The following is a 24237-nucleotide window of genomic DNA, read 5'->3' as shown; positions in this document are numbered from 1 at the left end:
TCCCCTATAGGATCCCTTTCAACATAAAATTCCAATACATATATGGCAACATAAATCTTTTAAGTAAAAACATACTATACCTTTCTTTCGCTTGATTAAACGGAAACGTTTCTTGAGGCTCATGTTTATAGTTAAATTCAGCGAGTATAAGACTTTTATATCCTGTAATAATTGGACAAGATGTATACCCATCATATTTAGCCTGCAAATCTCTTCCACTAAGTACGTCCATAATATTTTGTTTTAAGACAGGTATTTGTTTTCGAATTGCCGCTCCAGTTTTAGAAGTAGGTAAATTAGTACAATCTCCAAGTCCGAAAATATTTTTATACTTTACATGCTGCAAAGTATAAGGGTGTATATCTATCCATCCCTGATAATCACTTATTTCACTCTCTTTAATAAAATTTGGTGGCCCCATTGGTGGAACAACATGTATCATACTATATGGTATGGTTTCTCTTTTCAGCGTTTGCGTATCTTCAAAAATTGCTTCTCTCTTTTCGGCGATAATTTCTACTAAGTTTTTATTATAATTCGTTATAATTTGCTTTCTTTCTAGTACTTGTTCTAAAGTATTTGCATATCGTGGAACCTGAAATATGTCAGTGTTTGCAGAATAAAACATTACTTCACTTCTGTTTCTTACACCACTATTACAAAAATACTCCTCTGCTAAATACATAATTTTTTGTGGAGCACCACCGCATTTAATAGGAGTATTAGGGTGGGTAAAAAGCGCATTTCCTCCTTTAAATTTTTCGATTTCTCTCCAAGTAGAATCAACATATGTATAAGAATAATTGCTACATACCCCATTAGTCCCAATAGATTCTTTTAAGCCCTTAATACCTTCCCAATTTATTTGTATACCAGCTGCTACAATAAGAATTTCATACTCAAGCAGCAGTCCGTCATCTAACAGTATCTTATTTTCATCCGGAAATAACTTAACAACACTTTTAGGGATCCACGTTGCCCCTTTTGGAATAAGCGATTCTTGATCACGCATTGTACTTTCCTTTGAAACAATTCCTCCCCCCACTAAACTCCATAGTGGCTGAAAATAATGTTTTTTTGACGGATCAATAATCGCTATATTTTCTTTCAATAGGGGGATATTTCTTAATAAATGTGCAGTAGAAGATAGTCCTGCAGTCCCAGCACCAACGACAATAATTTTATAACTATCTCTGGTCTTCATTATCCTCTTCCTATCTAAATTTAATTTTTAAATTAACTAATTTGTGGCCGTATTTTCATCGTAGTAAAATTATTATACGTTAAAAACATCACATTTTTATCTTATTAAAATGAAAATTCTGTTAATTTTACCATCAACATTACTTTATGCGTAAATTCCTTATGTTACTTCTTTAATTTGTTTCAAACACTACAAACTTTATATTTTTCAATATTATACTGTATTCTAGCTACATTTAATTACATCACATGCCAATAGACATTGGATTATAAGTCACTTGAAACAAACTACATAGAAACATCCAGTGTCCACATATACAATAATAGGATGGTTTTATATTAATTAATCACTTATATAATTTTTCCTTACAGTTTATCCTTGTCTCAATACTCTCTCAAAGTATCCTTTGTCACTTATAAGAACCGGAATATTCAATTTAGCAATGCGAAAAGTTTGTTTTCAAATATTTTTGTTTATATAAATTTACAAATGAAATTATGGTTATTTAGTTTATATGTATGCAAATCCATCCTGTTGAGCTATTACTCTTTTAAAAACCTCATATGTATTATTTTTATTTAATTTTGTTTACACCCTTAAAAAAAACGAGCATATGATAGTATATACTAATCCGAAAGCCCTATAGTCTACTTTCTAAGAGCACTGATTTGTGTTCTTTTTTTAATGAAGATTATGTTCAATTTTTGTTACATTATTAAAACTTCCATTTGTTACTCTGAAAAATTCCTCACTTTATAATTCCTATTCACAGTATTTTGACCTTGGAATAGCTAATTACTATATCATAGAATATCTTTTTCATTAAACCTTCTGACCATATTGTATTTATTAAACCTTTGTATTGTAGGATTTAATAGTTATCTCATTGATCATAAAGAGATAAAACCAGAAAGTGATTTCTATTAGTCCAAGCACTTCATGTTACTCCCACATACACTATAAAATGTTTGGACTTTATTACTTCAATTAAAACTTAAAGTTAGGAGGATTTATTATGGCAGATTGTACAGGTTTAGCTTGTTTTCTATTCTCTTCGTGGCCAACGGGAACAGTTGTTACAATTACTACTAGATCAGGTCAAATTATTGGACCTGCTACTTTTTCACTGTTCTTTCCGAATATATGTGCAGTAGTATTGGAAGAAGAAGATGTGATAACCCCTTCATCTACCAATACTACATTCATAAGTTGTGAAGATATAGAAAGTGTTACTTTAACCACTCTTTGAAATGATTCATATTTTTCTAGCTTAATCCATATTTAAGACATTCTAATGAATGTCTTTTTTCATGAAAAATCTAATCAGTATCCCCTGAGATGTAACATTCTATTGACCTATTATTTCAATAAATTGCTTTAATTTAAATTTTTTCTCTTCTAAAGGTTACTTGTCTACACATCGTTCTACAAAACTTCATATGATATAGTATATTGTTTAAAGGAGGAATAAATTTGTTCTTATGCAATTTATTTGGTTGTTCAGGTGGAGTATGTAGTATTTTTAAAAATTTACAGCCAGGCGAAGTCGTTACTGTGACTGGTAAATCTGGGAATATTATTGGACCTGCTATTTTTACAAATTTTAACCCTAATACTTGTATCGTCACATTAGAAGAGGAAAATTCAGTTACTCCTCCTACTACAAGTATTACTAAAATTAGTTGTAAAGAAATAGAAAGTGTTACGTTTATCTCATAATATATTTTAAACCTAAAGCAGGGGTTGAAATATGAAACTCTTATACATTACTTCTGGTTACTCAAAAATTTATCAATATCTAGATCAAAGCATACAAGGAACACTTATAGATCAAAATTTCGAATGGTTAGCGATACAACCGAGTGAATTAATACAACAATTGGATTTCATTACAACAACTTTTCATCCCGATATTGTATTCACCTTATTAGGTAATCATCTACCACAAAAAGCAATTCAATATTTTAAAAAATGGAACATTAAATTAGCTGTCTGGTTAACTGAGGATCCATTTTATATAGATACTTCTCTTCTTCTATTAAATAACTTTGATTTTATATTTACTATTGATAGCGAAGCACTTAAATATTACACAGCTTTAGGATATACCAATGTATATCACTTACCATTAGCAACTAATATAGACGTATTTAAACCTAGTCTAAAAAATATAAAATATAAAAGTGAAGTATTATTCATTGGCTATCCTTATCCAAACCGAGTAAAATTAATACATTTCCTTTTAGAAAATACCCCCTATCACTATACTATTATTGGCCGACATTGGAGAAATAAGTTATTAAAAAAATGGAAAAATCACCGAAGAATTAAAATTATAGAAGAATGGATTCCACCTCAAGAAGTTGCGCTCTATTATAACAACGCTAGTCTTATTTTAAATCCTCATCGTAGTCATCTATTTCCACAAAATAAAAATAAAAATAAAGTAAAAAATAATACTATTAATAATCGTACGTTTGATATTGCCGCTTGCCAAGGCTTTCAAATTATTGAAGAAAAGTCTGATCTTTTATCGTTCTTCAATAAAGATGAAATTATATCCTATAACAGCTTTGAAGACTGTTTAAATAAAGTATCTCTTTATTTGGATGACACGATTTCAAAAAGATTAATGGTTGAAAAAATTCATACAAAAGTGATAACACAGCATACTTTTCATAAGAGAATCCACTTTATAACAACTATTTTACAGTCACAGCTTTATTAAAATAGAAATCCCCTTGTGCATATAGATGCACAAGGGGATTTCTTCAAATTAATCTATAACATATTCTTAACTTTTATTTCACTTGAAACATGTATTTTTTATAATTTTTATGCACCGATAAGATAAGCCCGATCATTATCATATTTGAAAACAGTGAACTTCCTCCATATGATAAAAAAGGAAGTGCAATTCCTTTTACTGGCATTATACCAATATTTTCGAAGATTCGAAGTGTTAGAACACTAATTGCCCCCCACATAGTAATGTACCAAACAGATTCTCTGCTGAATATGCAATTATAGTTACTCGATATATAAGAAGTAACAAGACCAATACAACGAGAGCCGCTATTATAAATCCACCTTCTTCAGCGATGGTAGCAAAAATAAAATCAGTATGCTTTTCAGGAATATATACACTTCCTTGACCAAATCCTTTTCCATGTAATTCGCCACTTCCAACAGCTAAAAGAGATTGTTGCGTTTGATACCCTTGATCTGTATTTTCAGCTGGATTCAGCCAACCTATAATGCGTGATTGTTGGTGAGGTTTTAACCTAGTAACTAATTCTTTAAAGAAAAAATCTGGATATCTTACGTATGTAAATATTAATGTAGATAGTAGAGTTACCGGAATGAATGTACAAAATGCAATTAATTTCTTTTGAATCCCTGATATGAATAAATACAATAGATGCTGCGTATAAGAACACCATCCCTGTATCTGGCTGGCTATATACCAGAGCAATAGGAGGAATTGAGACTAACATAATTTTTCCAACCAACAGGAAATCAGTTTTATATGTCCGAATCATATATTTAGCGTTATGATTCATTACTAAATTTGCGACAAATATAATTAGTGCAATTTTGAAAAACTCCGATGGTTGAATTTGAACAATAACAGGAAATTGAAACCATCTTTTTGCTCCCAATTTAACGGGAGTAAATGTTGATTCTGGTAGTATTTTTAATATAACAATTGATGCAAATCCAATAATATACATTGGACAAGATAAATTTTGCCATTGATCCCACTCAATACTTGCAACTAATATTAACAGTACAAAACCAATTAAATAGTTCCTACCTTGCTGAAATGCAAAGTTTGTGCTTCCATACTGGCCAGTTTGTTAACTACTATTTTATGTTTCATCGTCACATTATAATGAAATAGTCATATATTTTCTTGAATTTTAAAAACCTAATTCACTTTTCAATATCTCATTTCTTCCTTAAAGAGGTCTTTTTATAGATGCTCTTCTTAAGTTTTTCAGCATAAAACTAAACATTCCGTCAATACTAAAGATAGGCGAAAGCCAGAACTCATTTAAACGTCCCTGTAGTTCTTCTCTTTTCTTTATTAAGCAGCTAGCTTTCACTAGCTGCTCTTTTATTTACATATATCATAAGGATTTGAATATATTATGTTTGAAAGTACGCTGTTTTATCAAAAGGTGATCCGGTGACAATTTCTTTTTTATTTCTACAAAATAAATTTTTTACTAGATACCTTTTCGTATAATATATGCAAGCTTGTTAACACTATAAATGTAACTTTAGGTTACATATCTATTACTTTCAGGGCCTAATTTTCTTTTGTGCAACAAGTGTTTAGCTAGCTTCGCTGGCCACTTTGTTGTACCGAATGAACTTTTTATTTCTCAACACCTAACATATGGTATCGATATTCCAATAATGGTAATATGAAGGTACCTTCAGTTGTTAAATACTATGCCCTTTTTAAAGGCCCTGTTTTTAAACAGGGCCTTTAAAATTTATTCTCTACTTAAATAGTATTTTTGTTATAAATCTTTCTATAAACACTCTCATTTCCTCGATATCAAATTAAATCCCATGAAACAGGCGTCCCTTTTTCGATATCCTTATTCGCTTTTTTCCCAATAATTTTGGATATGTGTTTTGGTAATAAGCCATTCCCTGGTCTAATAGCTTTAACATTTTCATTTGTAAAGAATTCTCCCGCTTTTATGTTTTCTACTACATATAATGATCTTCTAAATTTTAAAGAATCTTTTTCTATATCAGTCGGTCCATAATATACATTCCCCAAAGATTCCCATGCTTTTTCAGTTTCGCTTACTAATAATTTAAATTCAGCTGGTTCCATTGAAAATTTAGCGTCAACTCCTCCATCCAACCTCGAGAGCGTTAAATGTTTCTCAATTACTGTGGCCCCAAAGGCAACACTCGCTACAGATACTCCTACACCCAGTGTATGATCAGATAAACCCACCTGACATTTAAATAACTCTTTCATATGAGGTATGGTAACTATATTTGTAGATTTTGGAGACGCAGGATACGTACTCGTACATTTTAATAGAATTAGTTCTTTACACCCTTCTTCTCTCGCAGCCCTTACTGTTTCATCTAGTTCGGCAATTGAAGCCATACCTGTCGAAATAATTATTGGTTTTCCTGTTGCGGCTACTTTACGTATGAGGGGGATATCAGTATTTTCAAAAGATGCAATTTTATAACATGAAACATTTAATGTCTCTAGAAAGTCTACAGCTGTTTCATCAAAAGGCGTACTAAATGGTATCATCCCTAACTCTATACAGCGATCAAAAATTGGTTTATGCCACTCCCATGGTGTATATGCTTCTTTGTATAAATGATAAAGTGATTTGCCTTTCCATAAACTTTTCGTATCGTGAATTGAAAAATCACCATTTTCTATATTTAAAGTCATTGTATCTGGTGTATATGTTTGAATTTTAAATCCTTGTGCCCCGGCCTCCGCAGCTGCCTCTACAATTTTCAACGCTCTATCTAATGATTGATTATGATTTCCTGACATTTCTGCAATAATAAATGGTGGCAAACTATTGCCAATCTCTCTACCTCCGATATATACATTACTCATTTTTTTCACCTTCAAGTTCTATTTTTATAGCTTCTTTTCTTTCCTCCCATTGTTCACGGGACAAGGTCATTGTAATGACATCTATATAATCATTGTCCCTATAAATATAATCTTCATATCTTCCATCTTCTTGGAAACCAAGTTTCTGATGAAAATTTAAACTAATACAGTTTGATTCTATTATTTCTGCATATACTTTGTGTATGTCTTTAATTTCAAAAATAAAATTTAATGCTAATAAACCTAATACAGTTCCGGCACGTCTTACACTTTGTTTTTCACCTATATAAAATCCCCAATAACAAGTTCGATTCATTTCATCTATTTTTGTAAAATTAACAAATCCAATTGGTTTTTCTTTATATATTAATATTCTTGCAACCTTTGTTTCATCCATTACGAGTTTTTCATACCACTTTAAATGTTCGTCTATTGTTATTTGATGATCTTCATACATAACTGAACGTATTTCTTTTGCATTCCGCCAATTTAAAATAAGTTCTAAATCTTTCTTTTCTAACCTTTCCAATTGAAAATCCTCAATATCTAACATACTATCCTCCTAAAATATTTTTTGCTATTTCATTTGAATTACTGGCACACTGTATAGAAAGAGCTTTATTAGACATTTCTTTCACTATTTTAGAATTTGATAAAAGTTTGTTTAGACATTCCATAATTGCTTTATCCGAAACACTTTCAGCTGTACCAATATTCCATGTAGCTCCAACCTTTGCTACAGCCTTGGTTACTTCAATTTGATTTTGGGCAGTTATAATTGTAATAGAAGGTAATCCAAGAAAGCAGCGTTCCCATGTGGTTGTTCCTCCAGCTCCTATCCCTAAATCCGCTCGTACGAGAAGCTCTTCCATATTTTCTATTTGACAATAATATGAAGCGTTAGAAACACTCTTACAATAAGTTTGAATCTCCTCTTTATGCGGATTTTGGCTTCCTACCACAACGTCTATTTTTAAGTTATCTTGATTTATATTTTGTAAAGCTCTTAATGTTTTTAATGTTTCATTTGTTACATCATGCCCACCAAAAAAAATAAAAATCCTCTCAATTTCTCCTGTTCTTTTTCGTGAAAATTTCTTAGCAGCATGAAACTCTGGCCGTAATATAGCATATTTAGGCCCCAATTTTACTAATGAGTGCTCTGGTATTAAATCTTTATAGCGATCATTAGGGTTATCGTATAAATTTTGGTCTAGTAACAAATCACAGTCGTGCATTCGATTTGCAAGATCATCGATTACCATGATTTTCCTTACAGTTTTTCTTAAAGCAGACTCCCACCTATTATCTAATCCATAATGATCAACGATTAACCAATCACACTTGGGAAGTTGCGACAAAATATCATTGGTCTGCTGTGCATCAACAAACCAATGATATTTGAGCCAATTAAAATAACTCCCGTGTTCTGAACTTAAGAAATTTGTATTTTCACCATCTTCATCTAATACAAACACACAAAATCCCTTATTTAAAATATATTGATGTAAATCACCTTCTAGCTTACGACAAATGAAATATACTTGAGCACCTTTATTCCGTAACTCGTGGGCCAGTGTTAAACAACGCATAATATGACCGGTACCTATTTCAATAGATGCGTCGGCGCGAAAGGCAATTTTTTTCTCAAGCAAGATACTCCCTCCTCACTAAAAGCACTACAATTTATTAATTTATAATATCGTTTCTCTATTTAACTCATCTACTAATGATTGTTGATTTGCCCATTTCAATTTTACATGACTATTAATTTCAATAAGTTCAGGGTTTCGAAGGATGTAATCTTTTATTTGATGAAAGAATAAAGGTTTAGATTTTACATTCAGACCTCTATAAAGTTCATTGAACATATCTAAATCTGGTTGTTCATCTAATGTTAACCTCCAAGTAGGATAACAAACTGCTGGAGGAAGTTTCACTACATTGATACGAAATAAATGTGGATTATTAATAAAATAAAACGGAAGGTATTCTGCATAAGTTAAAGGTTTTGGGGTTTGTAGTAATCGTTCGATTGCCTCTAATGTAAAAATATCACCTGCTGTTCCAACAGGTAACGTACTTAACTCTGCCTGTGTATAGTCTGCACCACTTTTCAAATGTTCATCTAGTAAAAAAGTATTTATTTCAGGTGACACAGCTGGGCAATCCCCTGTAATCCGTATGACAATATTTGCATTTTCTTGTTTTGCAGCTTGGAACATGCGATCAGCGGTATTTTCTGGATCACCTCTAAAAATCTTAACTTTCCCGTCTAAATTAAATTTTTCCAAAGGGTCATCTTGTGCAATATCTGAAGTAGCAAGTATGACCTGGTGTTTTCCTGGAATAGCTAATGTATTTATAAGACATCGTTCAATGGAAGGAACTCCGTGTATTGGCAATATTGCCTTTAAAGGTAACCTAGTAGATTTTAAGCGGCAAAGTACAATTATTACTACCTTTGGAGGTTCAATAACCTCTTTTGTTATTGGGGTACCTGCAGACAAATTATATACAGCTACCTGAGGTAATAATTCCTCTGCTTCAAGCTCGGTCAGCGCATTTTCTACAACATTTAATTCCATTGTTACTTTATTAGCTGTAATAATCTCTCCTTTTTTAATGTCACCTTTTGTAACTGCTCTTAACAATTTTTGGTTTTGCAATTTTAATAACACCCCTTTCATTTAATTTTTAGCAACTCTATAAAACGAAAGAACTTTTCTCACAGCTTGTATTACATCCCACACATCAGCTTCTGTCATTTTAGGAAATAGAGGCAGCGTAATAATTTCCTCATATACATTTTCTGCTTGCGGACAAATACCTTTTCCATAACCTAATTTTTGATAAAACGGTTGCAAATGTACGGGTATATAGTGCACATTCACACCGATATTTTCTCTTTGTAATGCCTCGTAAACTTCTTTTCGATTACATTTTAATAATTTAGTATTTAAACGAATAATATAAAGGTGCCAGCTTGAATCGGTTTGAGGCAATTGCTTTGGTATGATGATTTCAGATAAACAACTAAATTCTTTATTATAAATGTCTACATATTTCTTTCGAATTTTAATAAAAGAGTCTAATTTATTTAACTGTGATAAGCCAAGAGCAGCTTGTATATCCGTTATTCTATAGTTGTAACCTAAGAATTGCATTTCATAATACCAAGGCCCATGATTTTCAAGAAGATTTCGAGGATTCTTTTCAATTCCGTGCGTACGGAATTGAAAAAGTTTTTCGTAAAACAGAGGATTATTTGTGGTAATTACCCCCCCCTCTCCGGTAGTAATATGTTTCACCGGATGAAAGCTAAACATTGTCATATCACCAATTGAACCAATCTTTTTATTTTTATATGTGGCTCCTAATGCGTGGGCTGCATCTTCAATGATAATCAAATTGTTTTCTTTTGCTATTTTTTGTATTTCTTCTAACTCTACAGGCTGCCCAGTAAAGTGTACGGGAATAATAGCCTTTGTTTTGTTTGTAATCTTTTCCTCTATAGATTTAGGACTAATGTTATATGTTCCATTGTCAATATCAGCGAATACCGGCTTTCCCCCTTGGTATAAAATACAATTTGCACTTGCTACAAATGTCATCGGAGTTGTAATTACTTCATCTCCCTCAGTTATGCCTGCTGCATAGCAGGCAGCATGCAATGCAGCTGTACCATTTGAAAAGGAAACAGCGTATTTTGCTCCCACATATTTCGCTATAGCCTCTTCAAACTGTTGAACCATTGGTCCTGTTGTTAAAAAATCCCCTTTTAATACATCTACAACAGCCTGAATATCATATTCATCAATTTGTTGCTGGCCATATGGTAAATAAGTTTCTCTAACAGGCTTTCCTCCATGCATACCGAGGATTCCCCTTACCATTACTCTTTCTCCTTAGGATTAATTTTTAAAGATTTAATCCACTCTTCTGTTTTAATAACTCCATCTTCTAAAGAAACTTTTGGTTCCCAGTTTAATATTGTTTTTGCTTTTTCATAGTTACATAATAATTTTTGAATTTCACTTTGCGGATGGATATGAGTTACATGTTGAATGCTTACTTTATTTCCCGAAATCAATTCTGCTAATTTATTAATGGATATATCTTGCCCTGTTCCAGCGTTGATAATATGACCATTTGCTTTTGCAGAGTATCCTGCTGCCACAACAAAATCTGCACAATCTTCAACGTATAAAAGGTCTCTCGTTTGTTTTCCATCCCCATATATATTCAGTGGTACATTATCTAATTTATTATTTATAAAAATGGCAACAACCCCACCTTCCCCACCTGTTTTCTGGAATGGACCATACGTATTAAATGGGCGAATAACCACTACTGGTAGCTTATAAGCATAATAGTAAGATAAAACCATGTTTTCAGCAGCAATTTTTGATCCCGCATATGGAGAGGCTGGTTTAATTGGGTCTAATTCTGATATCCCTTGTATATTAGTAGCTTTATCATATACCATACAAGTACTCATAAAGACCATTTTGACATCATAATTAAGACATTGTTCTAGCAAATTAAAAGTACCTATTGTATCATTTTCAAAAGTTGCTCTAGCATCATCTATACTATCTTGAACATTGATACTCGCTGCTAAATGATAACAAAGGTCAAATGAATTATTTTCAAATAATTGAGCAACTAATTTTTTATCTTTAATATCTCCTTGAATGCATTGTTTTAAATTTAGATCGTGTGCAAACTCGGTAATATTTGCAGTAGTTGAATTTGCTAAGTTGTCTAATATCCATACTTCATGCTTATCCTGCAATAATCTCTTTACAACCCACCTACCAATAAAACCTGCACCACCAGTTACTAATATTTTCATATTTTCTCCCCTCCTGTTAATAGCTGCTGGTTTAATATTAAATTTCTAAGCTCTTCTTTTGAAATAGCATTTTGATTATCAGAACGGTAAAAGCCTGCCTTCGCCCTTTTTGCATTTTCATATTGAGTACCCTTTTTTAATGGGCTAGGAATGATAAACATATCTGGTAATTCAAAAGCCTGTAAAGATTCATCATGTGTCATAAGTTCTTCATACATTTTTTCACCCGGTTTTAAACCAATTTCTTCAATTTTAATATTCTCCTTGGACAATCCATATAACTTTGTAACTTCTTCTATCATCACTTCACTTAAATCGTTTAATGAAATAACTGGCATTTTTAATATAAAAGTTTCACCACCCTTTGCTATTTTCATTGCTTCAATTGTTAACATAGTTGCTTGGTTCAGTGTCATCATAAATCTACTCATACTAAGATCCGTTACAGTTATTTTTTGGTTTTCTTTAATTTGATTTTCAAATAAAGGAATGACAGAGCCTCTTGATCCCATCACATTTCCGAAGCGAACACTTGTAAATGTCGTTTCACTTGAACCTTTTGAATATTCCGCTGACGTAATCAATCTTTCAGCAGTCAATTTTGTTGCACCGTAATTATTTGTTGGTGAAATCGCTTTATCAGAACTTGTAAAAACTACCTTTTTTACTTTCTGAGCAATTGCCGCTTTTATTACATTTTGTGTTCCAAAAATATTGGTCAAAACTGCTTCAAACGGATTATATTCACAAAACGAAACATGCTTCATCGCGGCCACATGAAATACATAATCAATATTTTCCATCGCACTAAATACTCGATCATAATTACGAATATCCCCAATTAAATAACGAATATTTCGATTTTTATCCCTAAATTCTTCTTGTAATAAAAATTGATTGTATTCACTTCTACTAAAAACTCTTACCACTTTTGGCTTTTCCTGTAGAACATTAGAAAGAATGCTTTTTCCAATTGTTCCTGTTCCACCAATAATTAAAACATTTTTATCTTTAAAAAACATGAAAATATATACCTCCTCATATTAAAAAATAATTTTAGCAAAAAAACTCTCTTCAACTTGTTTGTAATTCCATAGGCAATCCATTTGTTGAGAGATAAACTAGTTTGCCGGATATAGAAACATACGTTTCTATTGCAAGTTTAAAATACATATTAATCATTGAAAACTGAGGATATAATCTTTTACTTCAAATATTTATAAATGGTGACGATTTTAATCTTTTTCAATTTGAATTAAATTTATTAATCTTTTTGTGCATGCTTCTTGCGGATAGTTTTCATTAATAAATTTTCTTCTTAATTCTTTTGCTAAATTTGATTGTAAAGGATTATTTAGAACCTTTTTAATCGTGCTAGTCATATCCTCCATAGAATGATTTACAAGCCAATCTAATGTATCGTAATATTTATAATCCCTTTCCTCTAATAAAGATTTATAAACAACTACAGGTATATCTAATAACATTGCCTCTAATCCCACTGTTGAATTTGAGATAACCACAAGATTTGCATGTAAAATAACATCATATATGTTTACTTCATTTGTTATATATTTAACATTAGGATATAAGTTACTTAACTTAATATATTCTCCCACTAAATTACGCCCTTTTTCCCAAGGATGTGGTTTTATAATAACCGTAATATTTTTGTCTTCCACTAACTTTTCTGTCAATTCAGTATAAAATGAAGTTTTAAATGGCTGGGTTGCAATAAAAACCACTTTTGTAGAGGGGTCTATTTTTAATTTATTAAAAAGATTCTTTTTATCCATATATACTCTATCAAAGATCTCATCATATCTGGGGTGCCCTAGTATTTCGATTTGAGATTCACTGACCCCTTTTTGAAGGTACCAATCTTCTTCATATTTCCCATATACGACCTGTTTTGTTGCGAAAACCGGAAAGTATGCTTCTTCCCCCATTACTGCACCATGCTGCAGACAATAACTCGGTATACCCTCACTACTAGAAAGAAAAGTAAGAGCTCTACTTGTTATATCTTCCGTAGTACCGACAATCACACCAGAAATATCTTGTTCTTTAAAAATAAAATGAGCCATATTAAGTTTCTCAATCATGATAGGAAGGTCGCTTAGTAATTTTTTTTGAAAAAAGAGGTTTGAAAATAGTGGGTGCTTATTAAACTTTAAAAAGATTTCTTTAGCTTTTTCTATAAAAACATGTGCGGTATTAGCAGATTTATTTATATAATCTGGTGCACAAACTGTAGGAAGACCATAGAGTTCGGTCTTTTTTGATCTAGTTAATATCTTTGTTTGATTTGGATTAAAGTGAGTAAAGTTACTTACTGAAAAACGGAGATAATCTGAATTTAGGAGGATTGCTCCATTTTGGTTTTTTCTTTTTATTTTTGATTGAAATACAGACATTATTTTTTCAAACTCTAACTGTAACTGTGTTTCTGCTATTGGCTCAATTGACAATTGCTTGTAAAAATTATTATCTTTCATTTTATTTTTTATATCTTCATCTAAATATTGATAAAAATTACTCAGTAATGGTAAAGGAATATTATACTGCTTTAACCTTGAAAAAATATTTATATACTCTAAATTTAATAGCCAGTAATTTTTCAAATAAATGTCACTCAATTTTTCACCCTCTTTTTCTTCTTAAGTCTTCCCTTAATTCTTTGCATGTTCTTTGTGGTGGTAATAATTGCACAAATTCATTTTTTTCTTCTGCAAATAACTGCGCATGTATTGAATGGGGAGTAATATAATTGATATCTAAAATTTCATCTAAGGGATAAAAATCCCAATAGTGATTTAATCTCCAAAAGAAGCGTGCATCTCCTATCCGGTAAAACTGAGGATCTTCATCCCAATAAGAATTCCACCTTTTTTCAAGAATTGGTAAAACAGATGCTCTATGCATAATAGAACAATGATCAATTGTACATGGAGCATTATTCGTAATTTTTTTTGCAGGTCTCTCAACCGTTTTAATAGGCATCTCTGTTTCATCTATATGAATCGTTTTTGATGCAGAATAAATAATTTGAACATCTTTATTCTCATCAAGATAACTAGACATCTTTTTAAGACGTTCTTCTTCATATTGATTATCATCTGTAATATAAGTTATATATTCTCCTTTAGCATGCTTAAGTGCCTCATTAATTAAAGCGGCATATCTTACTTTTTTTGTCCTTTCAGAAATATGAGCTACATTACTTTTATAAAAATGTACATTTTCATTATTTATGAATGGTTGAATCACCTTCTGGGTCATTTCATCTGAATCATCATCCATTATAAAAAGCTCGAAATCTTGAAAGGTTTGGTTTAATACACTTAATATAGATTTTTCAACAAACGCAGGCTTATTGTAACTTGTCATTATAACTGAAATTTTAGGCAAATCTCTTTCTCCTCCTTATCAATAAATACAAAAACAGTTACGTTATTATATAAATAGAAAGGACAAACCGTTCCGATAATTTTAAAAAAGGTTTCTTTATCTATAAAAAATTAATAGCAGTATTTATATTCACCCATGTCTCTTTTTTCTCCACTATAGTCCATACCATATCTATGAAAAAGTCATAAATTATTTAAGTATAAAAAAGAAAGTGTCGATAAAGCTTTAATTATTAGATTTCACTAGAAAAACACATTCAATATTCTCAATAGAGGTGAAGACTTTGCAACCCCAAATATCAATTATCCTTACTAGTTATAATAAGCCATCATTAATTAATCAAGTTATTGAAAGTGTTCTAATGCAAACTTATAAAGAATGGGAACTTTTTATTATGGATGATAACTCCTGTCCAGAAACTATAAATGTCATAAAAAATTATCTAGAGGATCCTCGAATTACTTATACGAATAGTTTTATACAAGATGATGAACGATATAAAACTACAAGATATGCAACACTTATCAATGAGGCACTACCATTAACTTGTGGGGATTATATTTGCTATTTAACAGATGATACTATATACCTTCCAAACAGATTAGCTGAAATGTTGTCTTTCTTAGAAAAACATCCTGAAATTGATGTAGTCTACTCTTCCCAATACGTAAAATATGTTGATTATAACCTACAACCTACAAATGAATTTGTGAGAGAAGCTTCGGAAATTTTATATACAGCTGCTAATGTTGTAGATCATTGTTCAATTATGCATACTAGAAGAATATTATTAAAAGTCTATGAAAAGTACTGTGGATATTGGGATACAAATCCTTTATATTGGTTTGCTGGAGATGCAATGTTTTGGAAACGCCTAAATACATTTCAACCTTTTTATCCCATTAACAAAGTGCTCGATATTACTTTTAAAACACCATTCTCTTTCCAAAACCTATATGCTAACCTCCCTTCAAAAGATTTAAATGGTATTTTATTTAGTAATTCACAAGGTAAAGTATTTTTAATTGATAACTTTAAACGCAGGCTTATTTCGAAAGATATGCTTTCTTACTTCAAATATAATCAAAATGAAATTGTCTTAATTCCCGATCCATTTATCTACAAATATACAGAAGGGCCCCCCATAACCCTTACAGAGTCAATTCCAAATCTACGGGTTGTGCAAAGTGAAAAAGGAGAGTTATTTTATATAGAAAATAATCAAAAACGTCCATTTATTGACACCATTGCATTTCGCAAATTTAAATTTTCAGTTCAAGAAATTATTAAAGTTTCACAACGTAGTTTAAATCAATTTTCAGATGGACCACCTATTTATCCAAATTTATCTCGTCACGCGGTTTTACCAGAAGGAAAAGTATTTATCTACCATCACAATTATTTCATCATGACAGATTATATGCTTCATCCCATAGATAAAGATATATTGCAAAAACTATATTTATTAAAGAACTGTATACCGATTTCAAAGACCAATTTATCCTACTTTAAGATGGGCCCTCCTATTTCAACATACCCCTCTTACCTAGCTGAAAAATACTTAGAATAGTACCAAGAAAGAGTATTATCAATAATCAATAAAACAATAGAAGAAGGTTCTGAACTAAGTACTATGCTTGCCTATAGTATTGAATTAAACGAACTGTTAGAAAATGAACTAAATAAAAGTCCATATTGTTCTACTAGCATCTCCTAATAGGGTGATAGAATTTATTTAGATGATCAAAGATTCTTCTTAACTTGTAAAATAAATTATCATAAAAAGAGGACGCAAATAAAAATGCGTCCTCTTTTTATATCAAATCAAACTAATCCATTAAAATCCTTTTCATGAATCCGAATAAGTAATGTTTTTAAGAAAAACAAGATCTAACATCTTAGCTGTTACACTAAATAGATTTACATAATTCACAACTATGACAAGTATTACATATCGCTTAAGTTTCGTTACCTTTTTCTGTATATAATGATAAAAAAATTGTGAACTTTTATCGCATTATGCAAGACATTTAATATCAAATATATTACTTTTACTATGAATTAAATGTGTTTATAGGACTTTTCTAGATAAACAAGGTGCTAAATTAATTCTTAAGAAGTCATTACTATTTCATTTATCTAAAAATTGAAAAAATATGTGTAGATAGATATCATCTTAAATACATATATAATTAACTTTAATTTTCTGACAAGATTTCACATAATTCTTAAACTAATTTTTTACGTGCATTATGAAAAAAATTGCACCGTGCCAGTCTTTAAAAGATTATATATCATAACTTTAAGAGAGGAAGAAAAACTATGAAGATGAAAAGAAAAATCATTATGACAACAGCACTTGCCGCTACGTTAGCTACAGGTGCACTACCTACTACCTCGGTGTTTGCTGCAGAAAAAGAGGCTCCTATTCAACACAAAGAGGCACAATCGAGTATTCAACCTTTGGCACAAAATAATTTGGAAACAGCCGTTCAAGCTGCCTTAAATGGTCCAGAAGTCAAAAAAATTAAAGTATTTGAACATGAATTTAATGTAAAAGAAATAGAAGTAGTAAACCTAGGTGCAGGAAAAAAATATGTTAAGGGGCAAATTTCTCATCATTTAAGTTTTCGTCCAGATGATCAATTTTATTATGAGTTTACAGTACAAGATGGAAAGGTACTAGATAAACCTGTATTTAATATTGATAGAGGTGGTTGGACACCATTTGCCGCTCCACTTTTATCAATTCTTGCTGCGTATAATGGAATTCCAGTTAATCCAAATGATTTAAATACACTTGGTCAGCAAATTGGTAAAGTTATAGATGGAAGCTGGGAACATGCAGCCCAATCAATTGCAACTGTAGTTAGTCTAAGTTTTAATGAGTAGAATTTTTCAATTTTTATTAGCAGTGTAGAGATCCGCTTTTTGTAATCAGCCTTGTTATAAGAGATTCTAAAACAGCTATTAATAAATTTTTACCACTCAATCACATTATCTTGATTTGTTTACCACCTTATTATTCATTATATGTCACAAAATGGAAGTCTTTTTCAGGACTTCTGTTTTGTTTGTATTCAATGCAATAAACAGTTGTTTTTTTGGGAGGCTATACTTCGATTTTTCAATAATCCATTTGGCTATTAGAGACAATTTATAATAACAAATTATTAAAGTCTCAAATAACTTACTCCCCCTATTGTTAATTATTTTCAAATACAAAAATTTATTATCTTAAGAATGAAAAACAATAAATATAGTAAAAAATCATCTAACAATTGTTTAAAGGTCAGGAGAGAAAAAATGAACAAAATAAAAATGAGAAATTTCTTTAAAATTAGTATCCTTACTTGTATTACACTAGCAAGTTTAAGTACACCATCTACTATTTTAGCTAATAGTCATCCAGGTTACTCCTATGAATCCAATATAGGGTATCAAAATCCATCGTGGATGGCGAAAATAGAAGATTCAACAAAAATAAGTGAAATATCTATTCCAGGGACTCACGGTACAATGGCTTTACATGGAGCAAGTTTTATTGATGAAAATTTGACAAGAAATCAAACTATGAGTTTATCCCAACAATTAAATTCCGGAATTCGATATGTAGATATGCGTGTTAAACGTGTAAAAGATTCTTTTGCAATGTATCATGGTGTTGTAAATCAAAAAGCTGTGTTTGAAGATGTATTGAAAGAGACCATTCAATTTTTAAAAGCTCATCCAACAGAAACAATATTAATGCGCTTAAAAGAAGAAACTACTCCTGAAAATGGATCTCTATCATTTGAGGAGATATTTTTAAAATACAAAAACGTTAATGCTTCATATTTTTGGGATCCTAATTCCGTACAAACTTCAGATAGAAATAATCCTACTTTAGGAGATACCCGCGGGAAAATTGTAATCTTACAAAACTTTACATCCACTCAATTGTACGGAATTGATTACGAAGGTTTGAATATACAAGATAAATTTGAAATTGGAAGCGGACCAAACGAAATATACACAAAATGGATTGCGATAAAAAACCATCTACGAAATACAAATACTAACTTTAATAATGGAAAAATTTACCTCAACCATCTTAGTGGTACGGGGGGCGCAGCCGCATTTTTAAATAATGTATATCCTTGGTTTGTTGCAAGCGGAAAAGAAGGCAGAAATACTGACAGTAGTCCTAAATTGATTCAAACGAATTCCACTAATGCGTGGAGTGATTTCCCTCGCGATAGAAACGGACAAGTATACTATGGGGGGATGAATATACTTGGGACCGAACTCTTACAACAAGGCGCAATTAAACATTCTGGTATCATCGCAGCTGATTTTCCTGGTCCAGGTTTAATTGATAGTATCATTAAATTAAATGGTATACATTCAAATGAAAAAGAAATATTAATTTCGCAAATAGCATCTGAATCTAGTCCTTTATCAGGGCAACAAAATCGATCCAGCCAAAACTTTAAAATTGATAGTTTACCTGTAGGTACAAAAGAATTAAAATGGGTTATTGAGCCTTCAGAAAAAGATTATCCTTCTACTATTTCTTTCAATGTAATGATTGATGTTTCCCTGGGAATAGATTCCACTCGTTGGAAGAATATTTCACATGAATCTAAGACTGAAGCTTACACAAATACTAAATATTATATTGCAAGTCCAATTGGTGCCACTAGCAAATTCACAGTGAAAATTTACGCTATTACAAATTAGAAAAAAAGAATCCCAATGGAATTCCATTGGGATTCTTTTTTTAATTTCATTTCGTAAACATTAGGATAGCGATTAAATTTTATCCCGCGTTAACGGGCGCCCGTAAAAGCCCGATTGGTGAGGGCTGATAATCAGTCGGGGATGAACAAAACCTCCACTGATTACAGTTTCACTTTATTAACATATCATTTAATCCATTAGATAATTATATTTGGAACAGCCCTTAATTTTTAAAGAGCAATCCAAAATTGTAAACTATCTTTTTCAGCTTATCATTTATTCAAAACTGGCTTCCAAAGCGATAAAGCAAAAATCCAATTTGAGTCGCCATTTCCTTGATGATTTTGAACCGCTTCGTACACTTTCCCCTCATGTACTACTCTATCACCTTTAGTATATGCTTTTCTTGCATCCCATTTTTCATATGCGGAATTCTCTGACTTTGTTGTTACATTCAAAACATCACTTCTACTAGATTCATTTCCAGCTAAATCAACCGCCGTCACTACATAATTATACGATGTATTAGCCTTCAAATCTTTATCCATAAAGGATGTATTAGCCGCTGTTCCAATTTTATTCATAACCCCAGCGCTTTCTCTATATACAATATAATGGTCAACACCTACATTATCTTCTGACGGACTCCACATTAAATCAACAGTTGTCGATGTTGTACCCATACTATGTAATCCTTTTGGTTGAGTTGGAGCCTCTATATCGGGGATTGTATGTGTTGTCTTAACCTTCAGTTTTTCACTTTCTTTTGATATGTTTCCAGCAGAGTCTAATGCCTTTATTGTATAAGTATATTCCGTATCTGCTTTTAATTTTTTATCAATAAAAGTTGTACCTGGTACCGTATCAATTACTTCTCCATTACGTAACACTTGATATTCTTTTACACCTATATTATCAGTGGAAGCCTTCCATGTTATTTCAACACTATTGGCAGAAACTTTAGAGGCATTTAATTCAGTTGGTTGACTTGGAGCTACTGTATCAGGAGTTTCATTATTTACTAAATTTACATCAACTACATTATAAAAAGCATTTGACGTATCTGCTACATCCCATACAGCTAAAATAACATGATAACCATTACGATCAGTTGGTACATTAATTGTATGTGTTAAATTATTTGATGCAGCCGAACCGTCATGTTTCACAGTTCCGATTGGTTCTAATTCAGCACGTGTTAATGGTTTGTTAGGATCCCATCCCTTTTTTGTAATGTAATAATGCCATTTACTTGTAGAATGTGCTGCTGTATATTTCCATGTAAACGTATTTACTCCACCTTTAATTGTGTTTTTGAACCAACGATTTGATGTTTGTTGGTCAAGAATACCTCCAAACAACCCTCCTGCCGAAGCGATTTTCCCATCAATCGGTCCACTATCTGGAAATCCTTTAGGTGCTTCTAGACTTTGAGGTTCGTACATTACATTTCCACAATTTAAATTTAATACCCCATAATTCTGACTACATAAAGCAGCACGACTACTCGGCTTTTCAACAAACCCATGTGCATACGCACTTTGAGGAGCCATTGTGATTGCCGTCATGCCTGCAGCCAAAACACAAGCACCAATCCCCTTTTTACTTGTTCTTAATCTTTCCAATTTAGATGTTAATTTCAATTTCATTTTTGTCCCCCCAATATATTGCTTTCGCTAATATAATAGCAATATAAGGATAAACGAACAAATCATCAATTAATATATTAATATCTCTCATAAATTGGTACATTTATTATTATTTTTAATCTCCTATAAAAAATAAAGTAAATACAATTACGCAATTTTGTAACATTATGTATTAAAAGAAGAATAAAAACTCCGTTTAATTTCACAAAAAATTCAAATATTAAAACAAAAAAATTCCTCATATAGGAAAAATAAATTTTTTATATTACAAAAAGCAAAAAAGTCTGGAAGAAACCGATTATATCCGTTTCTTCCAGACTTTTTTGCTTTTATACCACTCACAAATCCTTTAACCTTAAACATATACACTTGAGGTTAAAACACATATAATACCCCTACTAATTCAAACTAACGCTTAATTACTCATAAAATAGCTTAAGGTATCTAGCTTAACTGTATTTTCTTTATTAATAGCTATTTTCTATCCTGTATTTCCTTACTTTAAACAGATTATCAAGAGATTGTTAACGTTTAAGAAAAGAGAAAAGATTTAAAATCCCATTTTTAATTATCACATTTTAACAATTTATTATGTTATTTTTAGCTAATAAGGCACAGAAACAAAGGATGAACTTCAGTGTGCTTGAGAACGATTTTAGGGTGAAACGTTTAAAGGGTATTTTAGTACTGAGTTTTTATTAAATGTTCCTGTACCTAATATTTAAATTAACGTATGTCAAAATATTTTACAATACGAGTATTAAACGTTACATATTTTTATATAAAATGATACATATTTTTATATAAAATGATACATTTCATCAACACACCTCTTCTGATCTTTATGATAAATATAGAAAATTCAGCTCTTTAGGATTTAATTTTAGAATTCTCATAAAAGTATATAATAGATTAGACACATAATTGTCACAAATTAATAGTTTATCTACTTTATGATTACCTATGAAAACTTTATTACCACTTCAATATTTACTGCTAAACTAAAGCACTCTATACCTACAATTTCTTAAAACCCTTTTAAATAATCTTTCAAAAGAGTCGATAGTTTTATATTTTTTATTTTTTTATTGTACATTTGTACATTTGATGTTAGGATTATGCCTATTAAAATTGAATCCTAACGATTCTTCTTTATAATCTCCATGTTTTAATTGTTAAATAAAAATATAGATTCTGATATATATTTAAAATCAGAACGAAAATGTCGTTATTTTACAATGATGTCGTGGAATACCTTTAGAATGGAAAGATATATGCAACAACGTGTTAAGGGGTTACAGGGGGAACAAAAATGAGAGACTTTTTTGATGATAAGTATAAAAATATTGAATTGAAAAGGAGGTTAATAAATTTAATAAGTGAAATTAGCGAATTCAAAGGAAAATTAGCTGCTTATCAGGAACAAAACAAGGACATATTTAATAGCTTAGAAAAAACTATACCACTACATTACATAAAAAATTTCACAACTATTTACGAGGATATAAAAGTTCCTAATAAAAGATTAAAAGAACTTATTTTAGATGATATCGTACCTCAAAATATTTCGGAAGATGCTATTTTTTGCTATTATCAAACACTTTCTTTTGTACATAAAAACTCCTGTACTTTATTAATCAATCCAGCAACTATACAGGAATTACATTTTCAACTAATACATTACATTACCTCTGACAGTGCCAAATGGCGTGAAAAACCTTTTATTATTCCAGGAATTCCAGAACATGGAATGCACTTGAATAGTTACCGCATTCTTCCACATGAACTTATTCCACAGTTTATGGAGCAATTATGTGATCAATACAACTCATTAAATACTAGTAAGGGGCTTCATTCACTTTTATTAATAGCTCGTTTTATATTAAATTTTTATTGCATAGTCCCTTTCAATCAAGGTAATAACAGGTTGGCATTTATGTTAATGCAATTGCTGTTAATTAAGAGTGGACATACATTTGTAAAATATGTATGTTTGGATAAATATATTAAGAAACATGAATCTGATTATTACAATTCGATTTATAAATCTTCGGTGAATTGGTACTGCGAGGAACATAATAATAGCTTTTGGTTAAAAACGTTTTTAACCATTATATTAGAGGCTTACAAAGATCTTCATAACACAGTTCTAGATTCTATATGTAAACATACTAAAGTTGAGAGAATTCAGGATTTTATACTTAAACAAAAACAACCCTTTACTAAAGAAAGTATTCGTAACACTTATCCAGACATTGCAGAGAGTACAATCAGTAAGGCTTTAAATTCCTTGCAACTGTTTGGCCATATTAAGCTAGTTACAAAAGGAAGAAATGCAAAGTGGATTAAAATTTGACCATACTTTCAAGACACCTGAGGTTCAAAAATTCAATAATAACTTTATCATTGAATTTCATTTTAATTTTAAGCTATTATTACTTTTTTAGTTATTTCTAATTCCAACAAAACAGTTTATAGGAAAAGGTCCGCTTCCCTCCGCCTTTTCCTATAATAAAATTAAATATAAACATAGAATAATTGTCGAAAAAAGTCGCATTTTAATATTTTTTCTTTATTTTCTGGTTGTAAACGTTTCACTTTCATGTTACCATCTTAATCAAACAATAGATGGTAACATGAAAGTATTTCTTTCCCTTAGAAACATATAAACGTACGGTAATATCAAGAAAATAAGGCCAAAGAAATATTTGATACCTACCAAAATAATTAATAGGAATTTTGTCGCGCTATTTTTTCTGATAATTAAGAAAAT

General features: G+C 30.9%; 18 protein-coding genes and 1 pseudogene. 7 read left to right on the top strand and 12 right to left on the bottom strand.

Translation table 11 applies throughout. The features are described from left to right. Nucleotides 1-4 precede the first annotated feature (4 nt). Nucleotides 5-1204, bottom strand: a complete 1200-nt coding sequence (locus ASE54_RS09875; RefSeq protein ID WP_000857325.1) for an FAD/NAD(P)-binding oxidoreductase — start codon at nucleotides 1202-1204, stop codon at nucleotides 5-7. Between the two features lie 1015 nt (nucleotides 1205-2219). Between ASE54_RS09875 and ASE54_RS09870 the strand changes: the two genes are divergently transcribed. The 3 genes from ASE54_RS09870 (at nucleotide 2220) to ASE54_RS09860 (ending at nucleotide 3932) form a co-directional block, all read left to right on the top strand. Beyond that, complete coding sequence (locus tag ASE54_RS09870; RefSeq protein WP_000752669.1) at nucleotides 2220-2453, top strand: hypothetical protein; 234 nt, start codon at nucleotides 2220-2222, stop codon at nucleotides 2451-2453. Between the two features lie 224 nt (nucleotides 2454-2677). Then, a complete protein-coding gene (locus ASE54_RS09865; RefSeq protein WP_000477970.1) occupies nucleotides 2678-2923 on the top strand; it encodes a hypothetical protein in 246 nt (81 codons plus the stop codon). 31 nt (nucleotides 2924-2954) lie between these two features. Further along, the gene (locus tag ASE54_RS09860; RefSeq protein ID WP_000772272.1) at nucleotides 2955-3932 is read left to right on the top strand and encodes a DUF3880 domain-containing protein; all 978 of its coding nucleotides are present in this window, start codon (nucleotides 2955-2957) and stop codon (nucleotides 3930-3932) included. 73 nt (nucleotides 3933-4005) lie between these two features. Here the strand turns inward: ASE54_RS09860 and ASE54_RS33900 are convergent. From ASE54_RS33900 to ASE54_RS09810, 10 genes and pseudogenes are all read right to left on the bottom strand, one after another. After that, nucleotides 4006-5073: pseudogene (locus ASE54_RS33900) on the bottom strand (FtsW/RodA/SpoVE family cell cycle protein); the annotation flags it as partial. Between the two features lie 701 nt (nucleotides 5074-5774). Continuing rightward, nucleotides 5775-6824 (bottom strand): pseudaminic acid synthase, encoded by a 1050-nt coding sequence (gene pseI / locus ASE54_RS09850; RefSeq protein WP_000073381.1) that lies wholly within the window; start codon nucleotides 6822-6824, stop codon nucleotides 5775-5777. Continuing rightward, nucleotides 6817-7377, bottom strand: a complete 561-nt coding sequence (gene pseH, locus ASE54_RS09845; protein ID WP_000884084.1) for a UDP-4-amino-4,6-dideoxy-N-acetyl-beta-L-altrosamine N-acetyltransferase — start codon at nucleotides 7375-7377, stop codon at nucleotides 6817-6819. Before pseH ends, pseI begins: the two co-directional genes overlap by 8 nt. A 1-nt stretch (nucleotide 7378) precedes the next feature. Continuing rightward, nucleotides 7379-8479 (bottom strand): UDP-2,4-diacetamido-2,4,6-trideoxy-beta-L-altropyranose hydrolase, encoded by a 1101-nt coding sequence (pseG, locus tag ASE54_RS09840; RefSeq protein ID WP_000890379.1) that lies wholly within the window; start codon nucleotides 8477-8479, stop codon nucleotides 7379-7381. 39 nt (nucleotides 8480-8518) lie between these two features. Further along, the gene (locus ASE54_RS09835; RefSeq protein ID WP_000679359.1) at nucleotides 8519-9514 is read right to left on the bottom strand and encodes an SAF domain-containing protein; all 996 of its coding nucleotides are present in this window, start codon (nucleotides 9512-9514) and stop codon (nucleotides 8519-8521) included. Next, the gene (pseC, locus tag ASE54_RS09830; protein WP_000251480.1) at nucleotides 9515-10720 is read right to left on the bottom strand and encodes a UDP-4-amino-4,6-dideoxy-N-acetyl-beta-L-altrosamine transaminase; all 1206 of its coding nucleotides are present in this window, start codon (nucleotides 10718-10720) and stop codon (nucleotides 9515-9517) included. Continuing rightward, nucleotides 10720-11682 (bottom strand): GDP-mannose 4,6-dehydratase, encoded by a 963-nt coding sequence (locus ASE54_RS09825; protein WP_000699376.1) that lies wholly within the window; start codon nucleotides 11680-11682, stop codon nucleotides 10720-10722. Before ASE54_RS09825 ends, pseC begins: the two co-directional genes overlap by 1 nt. Then, nucleotides 11679-12704, bottom strand: a complete 1026-nt coding sequence (locus ASE54_RS09820) for an SDR family NAD(P)-dependent oxidoreductase (protein WP_000465155.1) — start codon at nucleotides 12702-12704, stop codon at nucleotides 11679-11681. Before ASE54_RS09820 ends, ASE54_RS09825 begins: the two co-directional genes overlap by 4 nt. Before the next feature lie 213 nt (nucleotides 12705-12917). Continuing rightward, nucleotides 12918-14321 (bottom strand): CDP-glycerol glycerophosphotransferase family protein, encoded by a 1404-nt coding sequence (locus ASE54_RS09815; protein WP_001280560.1) that lies wholly within the window; start codon nucleotides 14319-14321, stop codon nucleotides 12918-12920. Nucleotides 14322-14325: 4 nt separating this feature from the next. Further along, nucleotides 14326-15093, bottom strand: a complete 768-nt coding sequence (locus ASE54_RS09810) for a glycosyltransferase family 2 protein (protein ID WP_001124407.1) — start codon at nucleotides 15091-15093, stop codon at nucleotides 14326-14328. A gap of 283 nt (nucleotides 15094-15376) precedes the next feature. Between ASE54_RS09810 and ASE54_RS09805 the strand changes: the two genes are divergently transcribed. From ASE54_RS09805 to ASE54_RS09795, 3 genes are all read left to right on the top strand, one after another. Next, a complete protein-coding gene (locus ASE54_RS09805) occupies nucleotides 15377-16663 on the top strand; it encodes a glycosyltransferase family 2 protein (protein WP_001183018.1) in 1287 nt (428 codons plus the stop codon). A 752-nt stretch (nucleotides 16664-17415) separates the two neighbouring features. Continuing rightward, nucleotides 17416-17985, top strand: a complete 570-nt coding sequence (locus tag ASE54_RS09800; RefSeq protein WP_000782791.1) for a hypothetical protein — start codon at nucleotides 17416-17418, stop codon at nucleotides 17983-17985. 414 nt (nucleotides 17986-18399) lie between these two features. Then, nucleotides 18400-19815, top strand: coding sequence for a phosphatidylinositol-specific phospholipase C (locus ASE54_RS09795; protein WP_001033598.1), 1416 nt, complete (start codon nucleotides 18400-18402; stop codon nucleotides 19813-19815). Between the two features lie 272 nt (nucleotides 19816-20087). Here ASE54_RS09795 and ASE54_RS09790 read toward each other — a convergent pair whose 3' ends face one another. Next, on the bottom strand, nucleotides 20088-21464 hold the full coding sequence (locus ASE54_RS09790; protein WP_000769023.1) for a lytic polysaccharide monooxygenase: 1377 nt from the start codon (nucleotides 21462-21464) through the stop codon (nucleotides 20088-20090). A gap of 1312 nt (nucleotides 21465-22776) precedes the next feature. On the opposite strand from ASE54_RS09790, the gene ASE54_RS09785 reads away from it, so the two are divergent. Next, nucleotides 22777-23820, top strand: coding sequence for a Fic family protein (locus ASE54_RS09785; RefSeq protein ID WP_001204206.1), 1044 nt, complete (start codon nucleotides 22777-22779; stop codon nucleotides 23818-23820). Nucleotides 23821-24237 lie beyond the last annotated feature (417 nt).

Origin of the sequence: Bacillus sp. Root131 (assembly GCF_001429475.1) — a bacterium.
Lineage (GTDB): Bacteria > Bacillota > Bacilli > Bacillales > Bacillaceae_G > Bacillus_A > Bacillus_A thuringiensis_S.
The sequence above is the reverse complement of the archived record's forward strand: the minus strand, read 5'-3'. Positions and strand labels throughout refer to the sequence as shown.